General features: G+C 63.5%; 15 protein-coding genes and 1 pseudogene. 10 read left to right on the forward strand and 6 right to left on the reverse strand.

From position 1 onward, the window contains the following. Positions 1-51: 51 nt before the first annotated feature. Together V2L18_RS14275 and V2L18_RS14280 are read right to left on the reverse strand one after the other, a co-directional pair. Positions 52-450 carry a cytochrome c family protein gene (locus V2L18_RS14275; protein ID WP_336178931.1) on the reverse strand — a complete coding sequence of 133 codons (399 nt, stop codon included), beginning with the start codon at positions 448-450 and terminating at the stop codon, positions 52-54. A 479-nt stretch (positions 451-929) separates the two neighbouring features. Then, positions 930-1871 carry a LysR family transcriptional regulator gene (locus V2L18_RS14280; RefSeq protein WP_336178932.1) on the reverse strand — a complete coding sequence of 314 codons (942 nt, stop codon included), beginning with the start codon at positions 1869-1871 and terminating at the stop codon, positions 930-932. A gap of 444 nt (positions 1872-2315) precedes the next feature. Between V2L18_RS14280 and V2L18_RS14285 the strand changes: the two genes are divergently transcribed. The 9 genes from V2L18_RS14285 (at position 2316) to V2L18_RS14325 (ending at position 12328) form a co-directional block, all read left to right on the forward strand. Continuing rightward, a complete protein-coding gene (locus V2L18_RS14285) occupies positions 2316-3812 on the forward strand; it encodes an FAD-linked oxidase C-terminal domain-containing protein (RefSeq protein WP_336178933.1) in 1497 nt (498 codons plus the stop codon). A gap of 457 nt (positions 3813-4269) precedes the next feature. Continuing rightward, positions 4270-5514: a glycolate oxidase subunit GlcE gene (gene glcE / locus V2L18_RS14290; protein ID WP_336178934.1), complete on the forward strand. Its 1245-nt coding sequence runs from the start codon at positions 4270-4272 to the stop codon at positions 5512-5514. 34 nt (positions 5515-5548) lie between these two features. After that, the gene (locus V2L18_RS14295) at positions 5549-5917 is read left to right on the forward strand and encodes a DUF4870 domain-containing protein (protein ID WP_336178935.1); all 369 of its coding nucleotides are present in this window, start codon (positions 5549-5551) and stop codon (positions 5915-5917) included. Between the two features lie 261 nt (positions 5918-6178). After that, positions 6179-7519, forward strand: coding sequence for a glycolate oxidase subunit GlcF (gene glcF / locus V2L18_RS14300; protein ID WP_336178936.1), 1341 nt, complete (start codon positions 6179-6181; stop codon positions 7517-7519). Between the two features lie 162 nt (positions 7520-7681). Then, positions 7682-8425, forward strand: a complete 744-nt coding sequence (locus V2L18_RS14305) for a hypothetical protein (protein WP_336178937.1) — start codon at positions 7682-7684, stop codon at positions 8423-8425. Positions 8426-8449: 24 nt separating this feature from the next. Beyond that, on the forward strand, positions 8450-9658 hold the full coding sequence (locus V2L18_RS14310) for a radical SAM protein (protein WP_336178938.1): 1209 nt from the start codon (positions 8450-8452) through the stop codon (positions 9656-9658). Positions 9659-9870: 212 nt separating this feature from the next. Next, a complete protein-coding gene (locus V2L18_RS14315) occupies positions 9871-10281 on the forward strand; it encodes an MbcA/ParS/Xre antitoxin family protein (protein ID WP_336178939.1) in 411 nt (136 codons plus the stop codon). Next, the gene (locus V2L18_RS14320) at positions 10275-10970 is read left to right on the forward strand and encodes an RES family NAD+ phosphorylase (protein WP_336178940.1); all 696 of its coding nucleotides are present in this window, start codon (positions 10275-10277) and stop codon (positions 10968-10970) included. Before V2L18_RS14315 ends, V2L18_RS14320 begins: the two co-directional genes overlap by 7 nt. Before the next feature lie 218 nt (positions 10971-11188). Beyond that, positions 11189-12328: a Fic/DOC family N-terminal domain-containing protein gene (locus V2L18_RS14325; protein WP_336178941.1), complete on the forward strand. Its 1140-nt coding sequence runs from the start codon at positions 11189-11191 to the stop codon at positions 12326-12328. Between the two features lie 231 nt (positions 12329-12559). Here V2L18_RS14325 and V2L18_RS14330 read toward each other — a convergent pair whose 3' ends face one another. Together V2L18_RS14330 and V2L18_RS14335 are read right to left on the reverse strand one after the other, a co-directional pair. Beyond that, the gene (locus V2L18_RS14330; RefSeq protein ID WP_336178942.1) at positions 12560-13204 is read right to left on the reverse strand and encodes a hypothetical protein; all 645 of its coding nucleotides are present in this window, start codon (positions 13202-13204) and stop codon (positions 12560-12562) included. A 140-nt stretch (positions 13205-13344) separates the two neighbouring features. Then, positions 13345-13587, reverse strand: a pseudogene (locus V2L18_RS14335) (YbaK/EbsC family protein); the annotation flags it as partial. Between the two features lie 294 nt (positions 13588-13881). Here V2L18_RS14335 and V2L18_RS14340 point away from each other — a divergent pair. Beyond that, positions 13882-14154: a hypothetical protein gene (locus tag V2L18_RS14340; RefSeq protein ID WP_336178943.1), complete on the forward strand. Its 273-nt coding sequence runs from the start codon at positions 13882-13884 to the stop codon at positions 14152-14154. 84 nt (positions 14155-14238) lie between these two features. Here the strand turns inward: V2L18_RS14340 and ybaK are convergent, their stop codons facing one another. Next, on the reverse strand, positions 14239-14718 hold the full coding sequence (gene ybaK, locus V2L18_RS14345) for a Cys-tRNA(Pro) deacylase (RefSeq protein WP_336178944.1): 480 nt from the start codon (positions 14716-14718) through the stop codon (positions 14239-14241). Then, complete coding sequence (locus V2L18_RS14350) at positions 14715-15116, reverse strand: DUF4186 domain-containing protein (protein ID WP_336178945.1); 402 nt, start codon at positions 15114-15116, stop codon at positions 14715-14717. Before V2L18_RS14350 ends, ybaK begins: the two co-directional genes overlap by 4 nt. Positions 15117-15207: the final 91 nt, after the last annotated feature.

Genomic DNA, 15207 nt, shown 5'->3' on the forward strand with positions numbered 1-15207 from the left:
GCTGGAGGTATCCAGGCCCGGCTTTCTCCAATTCTCCGTCGCGGCGAAGGCCTACTTCGTCGAGCCGTCCTCGTTGAACTGCGAGAGATAGGCGACGAGGTTGGTGATGTCCTCGTCCTTCTTCAGGCCGGCGAACGCCATCTTGGTGCCCTTCACCAGATCGCGCGGCTTGGGCAGGTACTCGTGCAGCAGTTCCGCCGTCCACACGTCGTGCGTCTCGCCGAATTCCTTCATGCCCTTGGAATACTTGTAGTCGGGGGCGGTGGCGATCTTGCGGCCGATGATGCCGTTCAGCTCCGGACCGACCCGGTTCTTCGCGTCGGGGCCGATCATGTGGCAGGCGCCGCACTTCTTGAAGACCTTCTCGCCCTTTGCCGGATCGCCGTCAGCGAATGCTGCGGTGGCCGTGGCCAGCAGCGCCGCGCCAGCGATGACAATCAAACGTTTCATGTAACTCTCCCGTTTCGTTGCTTGAGCGGCGGTGCGCTCGGGTAAACCGACCCGCCGCGCGAAAACCGCTCGTTTTCTCGGTTTCGGAGCCTTGGTTCCGCATCCGCCGAATGCGGAAAGCCCCGGTGCCTTCGTTCCCTGTGGAATGCGTTCCCTCTGGAGCCGCGTCCCGGTCACACGAGATCTATTTCTCCCGGATGACTTGATAACCGTCAAGCGCCTAGACTTGTTCCAAGTCACTTGCGGGACGCAATCCGACAGCCTTTTACCGCGTCGGGCGCAGATCAACGGCACGACGCCGCCAGACCGCGACAGATCAAACCAGACGATATGTCGCGGAACAATGGTACTGAAGCACGGGTCAAAAGCCCGGTTGCGATCGTCACCGGCCGTCGCCGGCCGCGGGGAAAGGTATCGGATGTTCGCGCCAAATGGAACCGGGGGATTTGCGGTCCCTGCCGCAGCGTATCGGGTTTCCGTTACTCGGCCGCCGGCGCGCCTTCCTGTGGCAGGAGCCCGGCAAGCCCCGCATCCCAATAGGGCTCCGGCCCGTAGAGTCCGGCCAGATAATCGATGAACACCCGCACCTTGGCCGGCAGGAACTGGCGCGAGGGGTAGACGGCGTAGATCGCCACGTGCCGGGAGGCGCGATAAGCCGGCAGCACAACCTTCAGCCGGCCCGAGCGCAGGTCTTCGCCCACGTCCCAGGTGGAGCGCAGCGCCACGCCCACGCCTGCGCGCACCGCCTGCAACACCACCTCCGAGGAATTGGTCTGGAGCCGCCCTTGCGCGCGCACGATAACGGGGCCCTGCGGCCCGTCGAGCCGCCACGGGTCCTGGTTGGCGGCGGCAAGGCAGGTGTGGCGGGCGAGTTCAGCGATGCTTTCCGGCTCGCCGTGGCGTTCCAGATAGGCGGGGGCTGCGCATAGCACACGGTGGTTGCGCGCCAGCCGGCGGGCGACGAGGCTTGAATCCGAAAGCTCCGCGATCCGCACGGCCAGATCGTAGCCCTCGCCGACGATGTCGACGAAGTCGTCGGAAAGCTCCAGATCGAGGGAAAGATCCGGGTTGGCATCGAGAAAGGCCAGCAGATGCGGCGCGATGTGCTTGCGCCCGAACGAGGTGGGGGCCGCCACCTTCAGCCGGCCGCGGGCAAGGCCCGAACGCCGCGTGACGAAGGCATCGGCCTCTTCCACCTGCGCGAGGATCGCCGTCACCCGCTCGAAATAGCCCTGGCCGGCCTCGGTCAGCGCGATCTGCCGGGTCGTTCGTTGCAGAAGCCTCGTGCCGAGCCGGTCTTCCAGCCGTCGCAGCCGCTTGGAGACAACGGCCGGCGAAAGCCCCATCTCGCGTCCGGCCGCCGACATGCTGCCCGCCGTCACCACCCGCGCGAAGATCTCCATATCCGCGAAATCGTTCATGCCCCTCCGCCTGCGTCCCCCAAAAGGCCGCTCGCGTTTGCAATCGGCCTCATTTTCAATTCTCGGGAAAGAATAAGCGCACCGCGCGCCTCTTGTCTGCGGTCTTTCGGGCGTCCTCCGGGTCGTGGACCCGGTTTTGCGAACCCGTGGGAAACGGGAGACAGATCCCTCCACGTCATCACCCGGCTCCGTCCGGGTGATCCAGCGAGTCCCCCACATGCCGCGGCCGAAACTGGATTGCCCGGACAAAGCCGGGCAATGACGGAAGGCAGGAGCCGGCGCTTCGGCCGATTTTCAACGACACGGAACATATGAAAATGCGTATCGGCGCTGCCGTACCGGTACACATGTTCGGGCCGAAGCTGTATTGAAAGAGAAGCAATCGGGAGCTCCGTTCGAAGGCCGCCTTGGGAAGCAGGCCTTTACGGAGCAAGGGAGGATGCCATGTCGGGACTGAAGATGCCCGAGGCCGATGGGGCGGTGCTGTCGCGCCGCGCCGAGATCGTGTCGGCGTTGCGCGCCATCGTGCCGGGCGAGGGCGTCATCGACGCCGAGATGGAAATGCGCGCCTACGAGACCGACGCGCTCACCGCCTATCGCCAGATGCCGCTCGTCGTGGTGCTGCCGGAAACGGTGGAGCAGGTCTCGCGGGTGCTCAGCTATTGCCACGACAACGCCATCAAGGTCGTGCCGCGCGGGGCCGGCACCTCGCTGTCGGGCGGTGCGCTGCCGCTTGAGGACGGCGTTCTCCTGTCGATGATGAAGTTCAACCGCATCCTCGACATCGATTATCGAAACCGCGCCGTCGTCACCCAGCCCGGCGTCACCAATCTCGGCATCACCCGCGCGGTAGAGCATGCGGGCTTCTATTATGCGCCGGATCCCTCCTCGCAGATCGCGTGCTCCATCGGCGGCAACATCGCGGAGAATTCCGGCGGCGTTCATTCGCTCAAATACGGGCTCACCACCAACAACGTGCTGGGTCTGGAAATGGTGCTGATCACCGGCGAGGTGATCCGCCTCGGCGGCAAGCACATGGACAGCGAAGGCTACGACATGCTGGGCCTGATGACGGGCTCGGAGGGGCTGCTTGCCGTCGTCACCGAGGTCACCGTGCGCATCCTGCAAAAGCCGGAGACGGCGCGCGCCGTGCTGGTCGGCTTCGCCTCGTCCGAAAGTGCGGGCCAGTGCGTGGCCGAGATCATTGGCGCCGGGATCATCCCCGCCGGCATGGAAATGATGGACAAGCCCGCCATCCACGCGGCCGAGGATTTCGTCCACGCCAACTATCCGCTTGAGGCGGAGGCGCTGCTGATCGTCGAGCTCGACGGCCCGGAGGCCGAAGTCGATCACCTTCTGGGCGAGGTCGCGGCGATTGCCCGGCGCAACGGCTGCACCTCCTCGCGCACCTCCACCTCGGAGGCCGAGCGCGCCACCTTCTGGGCCGGCCGCAAGGCGGCCTTTCCCGCCGTCGGCCGCATCTCGCCCGATTACCTCTGCATGGACGGCACGATCCCGCGCAAGGCGCTGCCTGAGGTGCTCTCCGGCATGCAGGATCTGTCGAAAAAGCACGGCCTGCGCGTCGCCAACGTCTTCCACGCCGGCGACGGCAACCTGCATCCGCTCATTCTGTATGACGCCAACAAGCCCGGAGAACTGGAGGCGGCGGAGGCTTTCGGCGCCGATATCCTCAAGCTCTGCGTGCGCGTCGGCGGCGTTCTGACCGGCGAGCACGGGGTGGGCGTGGAAAAGCGCGACCTGATGGGCGAGATGTTCGACGAGACCGATCTCGCCCACCAGATGCGCGTGAAATGCGCCTTCGACGAGCGGCACCTTTTGAACCCGGGCAAGGTCTTTCCGCAACTGCACCGCTGCGCCGAGCTTGGCCGCATGCACGTGCATGCCGGCGCCCTGCCGTTTCCCGATATTCCGAGGTTCTAGCGATGGGGGACCGCACGATGCGAGCCCGTCTCGCGATCCGCGAATGCCGCCGGGTGCGTGGAGCAAGCCGCCCATCCTTCGAGACGCCGTCTGCGACGGCTCCTCAGGATGACGTTATCGGGTTGGGGCTTCAGGGATATGGGCCACCCGCCTGCTACCGCCGCCCGCCGCCTCCGTCCCCCTCCCCCTTGAGGGGAGGGGTTAGGGGTGGGGGTACCCTTGCTTGCTCCGAACCTGCCGCCTTTACCCCCACCCGAACGGCCGAAGAGGCCGCTCGACCTCCCCTCAAGGGGGAGGTGGGCCGTGGTGCCAATCTCTTTTCCTGTTTTCCCTTCAAACCCTGCCGCGACACACCGAGCATGCCGCCTCCGTCCCCCTCCCCCCTGAGGGGAGGGGTTAGGGGTGGGGGGCCCCTTCGCCTCGAACACGCATTGCCGCTCGAAAGAGGCGCCCGCCAATGACCAACCCGATCCCCGATATCGCCGACGACCGTCATTTCCGCCCCCTTGATGCCGACGGCGTGCGCGAGGTCGTGGCCTGGGCGGCAGCCGAGAGCCAGCCGCTGGAAGTGATCGGCTCCGGCTCCAGACGCGCGCTCGGCCGCCCCGTGCAGGCCGCCCATGTGCTCGATCTCGCAGTCCTTTCCGGCGTGGAGGCTTACGAGCCGGCCGAACTCGTCATCACCGCGAAGGCCGCCACGCCGATCGCCGAGGTGGAGGCGCTGCTGGCGGCCGCAAACCAGGAATTCGCCTTCGAGCCGATGGATTACGGCCCGCTTCTCGGGCTTGAGCCCGGACGCGGCACGCTGGGCGGCATGCTGGCCATGAACCTCTCCGGCCCCAAGCGGCTGAAGCATGGCGCCACGCGCGACCATGTGCTTGGCATCCACGCCGTCTCCGGGCGGGGCGAGGTGTTCAAGTCCGGCGGCACGGTGGTGAAGAACGTCACTGGCTACGATCTCTCGCGCGGGCTGGCCGGCTCCTGGGGCACGCTGGCGGTCACCACGTCGCTGTCGCTGAAGGTGCTGCCGGCGCCGGAAACCGAAGCCACCGTGCTTGTCGAGGGGCTCGATGACCGGCGCGCGGTCGACGCGCTGTGTGTCGCCATGGCAACCCCGGCCGAGGTCGCCTCCGCCGCGCATCTGCCGGCAGGCTTAGCCTCGCGCATGGCGGTCGAGGGATTGGCGCTCGATGGTCCCGCAACCCTCATCCGCCTGGAAGGCTTCGCGCCCTCGGTCGACTACCGCTTCGAGCAGCTGGCGAAGGTGATGGCGCCGCTCGGCCCTGTCACCCGTATCGACGCCGCGCACTCGCGCGCGCTGTGGCGCGGGGTCCGCGACGTGCGTCCCTTCTGCGGCGATACGGTGCCGGTGTGGCGCGTCTCGGTCGCGCCGTCCGCGGGGCCGGAATTCGTCGAGATCTTGCGCGAACGGTGCCCGGCCGATGCCTTTTACGACTGGTCGGGCGGGCTCGTCTGGCTGTCCATGCCCGATGGCGCCCCGCACGATGCGGACGTCCGCGCGGGCGTCGAGGCCGTCGGCGGCGGTCACGCCATGCTGGTGCGCGCCGATGCGGCGACCCGCGCCCATCTCGCCGTGTTCCAGCCGCAGGCGTCCGCGCTCGCCGCCCTTTCCCGGCGGCTCAAGACGCAGTTCGACCCCGTCGGCATCCTCAATCCCGGCCGCATGGTCGCCGGGGCCTGAGAAACCGGAACCGCAAACGTCAGGAGCGATCACAATGAGCATGCAGGAAAACGGCGGCGCGGAAAGCTACCTCCAGCCCGGCGGCAACAACATCATGCTGGTCTACATCCTCTATCTGGTGTCCTTCATCACCGGCGGGCTCGCCAGCATCGTCGGCGTGGTCTTCGCCTATCTCAACCGCGGCAAGGGCGCGGCCTGGGCCGATACCCACTACACCTACCAGATCCGCACCTTCTGGATCGGCATCCTCTATTCGCTGGTCTGCATGGTGCTGGCCATCATCGCCATCGGCTTCCTGCTGATGTTCCTGGTGGCGGTGTGGGTGATCATCCGCTGCATCAAGGGCCTGCAGGCCGCCAGCCGCCGCGAGCCGATCGCCGACCCGCAGACGTGGCTGGTGTGAGGGGGGGAGGGCATGTCCGCCAGCTTCCGGCTCCTCGTCTCACTCCGTGCCTTCCGCCGTCATTGCCCGGCGAAGTCCGGGCAATCCATGCCCGGCGCTTGGTTCGCGCAGAGCGTCATGGATCCCCCGGACTTCGCCGGGGGATGACGATCACGAGACGCGCGGGTGAGGCGATACGGCGGTCGCGCCATCAAGCTCGAATTCGCAGATACGACGCCGTTGCCGTCACCCACGCATTCTAACACCACAAGCGCCAGGCCCATGCAGACCAACTTCACCCTCGCCCAGCTCGCCGACGCGGGCATCGCGGAATCGGAACAGATCCTGCGCAAGTGCGTCCATTGCGGTTTCTGCACGGCGACGTGCCCGACCTTCCAGCTGCTCGGCGACGAGCTCGACAGTCCGCGCGGCCGCATCTACCTGATCAAGGACATGCTGGAAAACGACCGCCCGGCCGATGCCCGCACGGTGAAGCACATCGACCGCTGCCTCTCGTGCCTGTCCTGCATGACGACGTGCCCCTCCGGCGTGAACTACATGCACCTGATCGACCACGCGCGCGGCTATATCGAGCAGACCTACCGCCGCCCGGCGGCCGACCGGGCGCTGAGGCGCGTGCTGGCCTTCGTGCTGCCCCATCCCGGCCGTTTCCGCGCAGCCGTTGCCGCCGCCTTCTGGGCAAAGCCGCTGGCGCCGGTGCTGCGGCATCTGGGGGCGACCGGGCGCCGGCTGGCGGCGCTTCTGTCGCTGGCGCCTGCCCGCGCCGCGCATGGCGGCCACATGTCCGGCCCCGCGACCTTCGCGCCGCAGGAAGCCTTGCCCCCCGCCGGGCAAAAGGCCCGCGTCGCGCTTCTTTCCGGTTGCGCGCAATCGGTGCTGGCGCCCTCCATCAACGAGGCGACGATCCGTCTGCTGAACCGCGCGGGCGTTGAAGTTGTGCTGCCGGCGGGCGAGGGCTGCTGCGGCGCGCTCGTCCACCACATGGGCCGCGAGGCCGATGCGCTTGCCGCCGCGCGCGCAAATGTCGATGCCTGGTGGGCGGAGATTGCGGGCGAGGGGCTCGACGCCATCCTCGTCACCGCATCGGGCTGCGGCACGACGATCAAGGATTACGGCCACATGCTGCGGGGCGATCCGGCCTATGCGGAGAGGGCCAAAACCGTCTCCGGCCTCGCGCGCGACATCACCGAATACGTGATGAAGCTGGAATTCGGGGCCCCGACCGCCTCCGCCCCCCACAAGGCCGGAGATCGGCCGCTTGTCGTCGCCTATCATTCGGCCTGCTCGATGCAGCACGGCCAGGGCATCCGCGAGGAGCCGAAGACCCTGCTCGCCATGGCCGGCTTCCAGGTGCGCGATGTGCCCGAAGGTCACCTGTGCTGCGGGTCGGCCGGCACCTACAACATCCTCCAGCCGGAGCTTGCCACCCGCCTTCGCGACCGCAAGCTTTCCAACATCGAAAAGCTGCGGCCCGACCTCATCGCCACCGGCAACATCGGCTGCATGACCCAGCTTGCCTCAGGCACGGACATCCCGGTCGTCCACACCGCCGAACTGCTCGACTGGGCGACAGGCGGGCCGGTGCCGGCGGCGCTGGAGTAAGGGAGCGAATAGGGGGGGGCTCGGCGGCAGCCGTCCCGCACGTCCCATTTGCGCATATGACGTAGAGGTAGATTGCTTGATTAATTATAATTAAGTATAACTAATTTGCGATATGAGCGGTGGTTATTTCTTTCTGGTGATTTTTGATTTTTGAGGTTCGTCATGAAAGCCAGGCGCGTGAAGGTCGGAGATCTTTTTCTCGATTCGAAACTTAATATCGCTAGTAACGCGGGGATCGAAATTGAGGTCGATACGCAGGGGCTCGACGAAAAGCAGCTGGCGGATCTGCGTCGGCGAATGTATCCGACGACCATACGCTCGTTCAACAAGTACTCCGATGTCCTTGAGAGTATCCTCCAGAGCACCATCAATTCCGATCCGAGTTATCTCGGCGGGCACAAGAAGAGCATCTTCTGCCGCGTGAAATCCAATTTCACGAGCAATGGGGAGCCCCGCAGCGACGTCTATTCGCGCGATATCGAGACGACCTTGCTGGTTGCCGCGGAGGAGGCGGAGCCGGAAATCGCCTTGCGCTCGAAGATCCAGGTGGATGTCGGCGAGAAGAAGCGGAAGATCGCACTGGAGGTCGACCGGCTCGTCATCGACGAATTCAAGCGGCACGTCGCCGAGGACACCATCGAGGAGCGGCTGCGACGGATCGCGGAGCAGAACCTCGAGATGGACATCTCCCAGTCGCTCCCGGTCGATCGGTTACACAAGGTGATCATCGCGATGAAGCCGTTGCCCGAAAGCATCGATATCGGCGGGCGGGACATTTCCGGGGTCTTCGCCACGCCCGGCGGTGACGGGGCGCGCGCCTCGATCACCATCGTGATCTGCTACGAGGAAGAGGATGCCCAGAGGACGTGGTGCTACGACTACACCTTTGGCAGCGAATTTGGCTGACGGGACGGTTTCAGGAAACGGCATTTGATTGAGTGTATCGTGATCAAGGCGATCCGCGCCTGCAATCTGCGTTGCGACTACTGCTACTACATCAACGACGAGACGCAGGAATACGGCAGGGTGATCGCGGACGGCACGGTCGAGAGGCTGTACGAGACGCTGAGCCGACACGCGCGCGGCAGGCCGGTCGAGCTCGTCTGGCACGGGGGCGAGCCGCTCATGCTCGGGCCGGAGCGCTTCGAGCGGTTGCTGTCGATGCAGCGGGCCCATTTCGACGAGGGCGCCGTGGCCAACAAGGTCCAGACCAACGGCTCCCTCGTGGACGCCGCCTGGATCGAGTTTTTCCGCAGGCATGCGATCTCCGTCGGCGTCAGTCTGGACGGTCTGCGCGAGGCGCACGACAGGCACCGCAGGAAGGCGAACGGCCGCGGCAGCTTTTTTGAGGCCATGCGCGCGATCCGGCTGCTGCGCAATGGCGGTATCGAGGTCGGCGTGCTTGCGGTCGTCGACGGCAGCGGCTCGGGCGCGGAAACGATGCGGTTCCTCAACCGGCTCGGAGTCGGCTCGGTGGAGTTCCTGCTGCCGATTTCAAACCACGCGCTGCGCGATGCGGGAAAGGCGCAAGCCCTCGATTTCGCCGGGATCGGCCGGTTCCTGCGCGAGGCCTATCTGCAATGGCTCGATCTCGATGCGCCACGCGTTCCGGTCGATCTGTTCGAGGCGCTCGTCCTGAACGCCTTCGGCCGTCCCAACGACTATGCCTATACCGGGCCGTCGCTCGACGCGCTTTCGAACTACGTGATCCTGGAGACTGACGGGACGATCTGCCTGGATGAGGAGTACGGCCAGCTCGACCGCTACGGGATTGCCGCGCAATACGGCCTTGGCTGCAACGTCCATGACGACGGATTCAGCTTCGATCTCGCTTCCGACCGGTTGCGCGGGCTGATTGCCGAACGTGGTCTTGCCCGCCTGCCGGACGACTGCGCCGACTGCCGGGTCCGCACGATCTGCCGGGCCAGCCATCCCGGCACGCGCTACAGCGATGCCGGCCGGACCTTCAACAGGAAGAGCGTCTACTGCAACGAGATGTTCGATCTCGCCGATGTGGTCCTGACGACGATCGGACTGGCGGGAATGGCGGACCGGGTCAAGGACCCGGGTTTGGGCAAGCGCGCCGCCAGGGCTGCGTCGATGGTGCCCGAAGTGCCCTCGGGCCCCTCGGCACGATAGCTCCCACCGTCGTCCCGTCGCCTCTGCCCCGTAGCCTCTGGCCTGTTGCCTCCGCCCCGATGCACCCCACGCAATCGGCCCCGCCATTCCGCCTGCGCGGTCTGGCGCTTGCCTTTTGGCGTATAAACCATATATCAATGCCAAATGGCGAGTATGCGAGGGCGCATATTCGAGGGTGTCTCCGCAAGGGCGCCCGTCAGGGAGCCATCGGCATGCAGCTTCAGCCTGTCGACATCACCGGCCACACGGAAAACCCGCGCATTTCGGACGAGGAGGCCCGCGCTCTGGCGCGCACGGTGGTCAATCTCTTCGCGGCGTGGAAGCTTTCCGACAGCGAGGCGCGCACGCTTCTGGGCGACATGGCGGCACGCACCTGGGCCAGGTGGAAGGAAGGCGATATCGGCCGCATCGACCGGGACCTGCGCATGCGCATGGCCCACCTGATGGGCATCCACAAGGGCCTGCGCTATCTCTTCCGCGAGCCTTCGCGCGGCTATGCCTGGATCCGCAAGCCCAACGCCGCCTTTGGCGGGCACTCGGCTCTCGATCTGATACTGCGCGGCGAAATCTCCGATCTCGCGCTCCTGCGCGAATGGCTTGATGCGGAGCGCGGCGCGTGGTGAGCGGAGCCATTTTGCGCCGCGTCGCCTGGCCGAAGACCTTCCGCATCATCCGCTCCATCTTTCCGCCCATAGACCTTTTCGAGGACATCGCCGACCCGCGCGACTGGGAGGCGCTGGCCGCCGTGGAGGCCAAGACCAACCCGCGCGTGCGCAACGAGATCGGCGATCTCGGCAAGGTGCCGGCGGCGCGCCGTGTTTCGGGCCCCGGCGCGAGCCTCGTCATGGCGCCCTTCGTGCATTGTTCCAAGCTCCGCCCCAGCCGCTTTTCCGATGGCAGCTACGGCGTCTGGTATGCCGCCGACAGCGAGGAGACGGCGCTGGCCGAGACCATCCACCACCACGCGCAATTCATGGCCGCGACGGCGGAAGCCCCCGGCTGGACCTCCGATTTCCGCGCGCTGGTCGGCGCCATCGACCGCGTCCTGCACGACGTCAACGCCGTCCCCGGCGCGCTCGATCCGGCCGACTACACGTGTGCGCAAGAGGCGGGCGCGCACTTGCGCGAGGCGGGCAGCGACGGCGTGACCTGGCAAAGCGTGCGCCATGACACGGGCGCCTGCATCGGCCTCTTCTGGCCCGACGTGGTGCCGATCCCGGTCCAGGGCGCGCATTTTTCCTATCACTGGGATGGTGCGAGGGTAGATTACGTCAAGCGGCACGATACGGGGGAGGTGATGGCGGTGGGGTGAGGGGGGCAAATGGACTTTTGTGTTGCATCCTTCTCCAAATTTGTTCCACGAGCCGATTTGTGGCGCTCTGGTATGCCACAAAATATGTTGTGATAGAAATTCGCTCGAATTTCTGACACAAAGTTTCTTGTGCGATAAAAACGGAACGCAAAAGGCCTTGCGGTGCGAAACCCGCGAGATTTGTTACACAAACGATGAACCCGCGCCCGGGAGTGGACATGCCGGCCAATCTGGACGCCTACGACCTGAGTGAGATGGTCGACTATCATTATGGGCGGTTCCCGCCGCGCGAACTCGACTTCGGCAAGCTCGTGGGGCCTCTGGCGCGGGCGCAGGACGCCATATCGCGCTACGATCAGATGCTCCTGTCGCTTCCCAACCGCGAGTTGCTGTTGGCCCCGATGCGTCAGAACGAGGCCGTCATCTCGTCGCGCATGGAGGGCACGATCTCGACGGTCGACGAGGTCATGATCTACGAGGCGGAAAACGAAGGGGACGGCGAAGGGGGTGCCGGTGTCGTGCGCGACGACGTGGTTGAGGTCGCGCTCTACAGTGCCGTCCTGCGGCGCGCGCAGAGGGCCGTGGCCGATGGAGAGCCGATCAATGAAGGGCTGATCCGCAATGCCCACCGCATTCTCCTCAGCTTCGGTCGCGGCGCGAGCAAGTCACCGGGACAATACAAGGTCGAACAGAACTATGTTGGCGATGACCGGCGAAAGAAGATCTATTTCAAGCCGATAAGCCCGCTGCACCTGCAGCCCGCGATGCACGGGCTGCTCGATTTCATCGAGACCTCGCCGCAGCTTCATCTCTTCAAGGTGGCGCTCGCCCACGTGGAATTCGAAGCTCTCCACCCCTTCAACGACGGCAACGGACGCATCGGCCGTTTGTTGATCACGCTGCTTTTGTGGAAATTCGGGCTGATCCATAAGCCGTACTTCTATGTCAGCGCGTATTTCGAGGCTCACAAGGAAGACTACATCGAACTCATGCGCGCCGTTTCGCGCGATGACGCTTGGTCCGACTGGGTCGTCTTTTTCCTCACCGCCATCGCCGAACAGGCCGACGCCAACCTGCGGACCGCGAGCCGCATCACCGCGCTTTATGAAGAAATGAAGGAGCCGTTCCGCGAGATTTCCGGCTCCAAATGGCATGGCGTGGCGCAGGATTTCATGTTCGAAAACCCGGTCTTCAAGAACAGCCAGCTCACGAGACGCACCGAAATGCCGAAGCACACGGCGGTGCGGATCACGAAGCTCCTGCACGAAGCGGGCCTGCTGCGCGAACTGAAACCCGCCAGCGGCCGCCGCGGCGCGCTCTACATGTTCGAACCCTTGATGGAAATCGTCAGGGCGTAAATTTCGCGCATGGTACGCGTAACTGGAGGCTATGCTGGCTTCCCCACACTCATCCACAAACCCCCGTCAGCTTCGCGCCGACACCGCGTCTTGTGACGATAGCATCACCATCGGCCCGCGCTTGCCGTTGTTAATGGCGATTTCATCAAACCTCATCGCATTTGCTCGTTTTCGGCTACATAAAAATATTAAATATTACGAATATATAATATAAAATAATCCATTATTAAGTTAGCTCGGTACGCTTTCGAACTGATTTACATAGACTGCATCTTTCAGATTGCCACCGCGTGCGTTAAACCTTGGTGTAAATGCCTCAATCAGAATTGCTTCGAAAGAATCTAGAAGAAGATTAAGGGTCCTCTCGGATGTGCTGGATTCTAAAAAATCCCACTTTGGGTTATTACGTTTCTCCAACTCTGAATTTTTCATTTTTTTACGAAGAGATTTGACATCTTCGCTATCGAGAAAGCCAAACCAAGAAAAGTGGCTCCAGCCGTTTCTATATTTTCCTTCAATATGATTTGAAAGCCTGGTTCCAAGCGTTCCGCCGCTTTCATTTGCATTTCGACCTTTGCGGGTCAGGCCGGCTTGACCAGCGTATACGGGAGAAAGCTGATCGTCATACAGAATGTACACGCCTTTCTGATCCCAAAAATTTATCCAAAACTTGTTCTTGTCGAAGTCCGACTTAAATCGTCCTCCACCAATCCAACCTGTGGGCAGGCCTGGCAGAAGTTTCTTCCCAACATATACGTATTCTTTTTTCCAGTATAAACCATAGAATTTCATAAAACCGCCAGAAACAGGAGGCTGGCTCTCGCCAAAATTGTCTAAACCATCTGTATTATTGTCTGACATAATAGAAATTCTCATGTTTAAATTATCTTAAGATAAATATATAAGATATACTTTAAATATGCAACGGAAAAAGTCGAAAAACGAGGAAGAAGGTATTTGAATATATCTAGATATATTAGTTATTGGTAATTTTTATCTACTGGAGCCTCCCCACCTCACTCCTCCGCACAAACCCCCGCCACCGTCGCCCCTATCACATCCACCGCATCCTTCGGCGCCAGCATCACCATCAGCCCGCGTTTGCCGCCGTTGATGACGACCTCCTCGTGCGCCATCGCCGCTTCCTCGATCACGGTCGGGTGGCGCTTTCGCTGGCCGAAGGGGCTGATGCCGCCCTTGTGGTAGCCGGTCAGCCGCTCCGCCTTGGCCGTGTCCATCATCGCGGCCGACTTGCCGCCACAAAGTCACTCTGTTTTGCAGAATTGCCGTTCTTTCGTCAGGCTGTGGCAAGTCAAGTAGACCACGTCGCACGTCGAACAGATCTGGCCACAAACGCGCGTTTCTACTCGAAGAGGGCGGATTTTGGACGGCTTTGGCCCATATAATAATATTTTTCGTCCAATGGTGCCGGCGTCTGGCCGTATTTATCTATCGAGGGCCCCGACCCGATCCGGCGCGCCGCGCAGCGACAGGAGGGCAGGGCATATCCGGCGTGCATTCTCCGAGCGACTTCGGCTGCCATGGGGACGAAAATGAGCGAGCGAAACGCGCCCGTATCCCAGGTTCCTACAGTTCGTGTGCTGAATCTGAAATCGACCCTGTCCTTTGTTTCAGTGACACTTTTGGTCGATACGATAATTCTGTCGACGTCAAGTTTCCTGGTCTGGAGCGTCGGCGGGTATTTCAGATTTTCGTTTTTACTGTTTGCGATTCTCACGGCTCTTGTGCTGCCACCGGCGCTCTGGGCGTGCGTGAAAGTGGCCCTGCTTGCTTTCGACGCGGAAACGGCGCCGGAGAACAACTGATCCGGCGCGGATCTGCGGGGCGTGATCCCGGAAAGGGAGATGTGGACGCAGATCCGGCCGGCAAGGCGCTCGGCCGTCCCCCCCTCACTCCTCCGCACAAACCCCCGCCACCGTCGCGCCCACCACCTCCACCGCATCCTTCGGCGCCAGCATCACCATCAGCCCGCGTTTGCCGCCGTTGATGACGACTTCCTCGTGCGCCATCGCCGCTTCCTCGATCACGGTCGGGTGGCGCTTTCGCTGGCCGAAGGGGCTGATGCCGCCCTTGTGGTAGCCGGTCAGCCGTTCCGCCTTGGCCGTGTCCATCATCGCGGCCGACTTGCCGCCCAGCGCCGCCGCTATCCTTTTCATCGACAGGCTGGCATTCGACGGGATGACCGCGCAGGCAGGCCGCCCGTCCACCTCGATCATCAGCGTCTTCAGAACGCGTTCCGGCGGCAGGCCCACGGCCTCTGCCGCGTGCAGGCCGATCTGGTGCTGGCCGGCCACAAAATCGTATTCGTGCGTGCGAAAGGCGACCTTCGCCTTTTTCAGCATCTGGGTTGCGGGGGTGCCGGTGCTCAACGGTTCGTCTTCCTGTTCGTGTTGTCGTTCATGTCCCGGATGATCCAGGTCATCACCACCTCCACCACATGGGCCTGTTCGGCCTCGCTCAGCGGCCGGCCTTTCTCGATCCCGTGCCACTTCATCAGGCAACCCCGGCAGCAGGTGGCCGTTGCGTGCTGGGCAACGAAGACCGGGTGGCCCCGCATCGGCGTCTGCTTGCCGTCGTTGGCGGGCCTGGCCGGGGCAAGGCGCTTTTCGATGAAATCGGCGGCATGGCGCGCGATTGTCTCGCGGCCCTTCGCCCGCGCATAGGCGCGGTCCTTCGCGTTCAGCGTGAAGCGGGAGCGGAAGGTGGAGCGCGACAGCCGGTCGAACAGGCTGGCAATGTCGGCTTGCGTCGTTGAGGAGGGATCCATCGTCAGTGTGTCCGGAGAGGGGCTTGTCCGGTGTCGGCGCCCGGGGCCGCCTTCCCGGCAAGGCGCGCATCGGGGCCTGACCGGTTCTGTT

The sequence above is a fragment of the Breoghania sp. JC706 genome (assembly GCF_037026715.1).
Lineage (GTDB): Bacteria > Pseudomonadota > Alphaproteobacteria > Rhizobiales > Stappiaceae > Breoghania.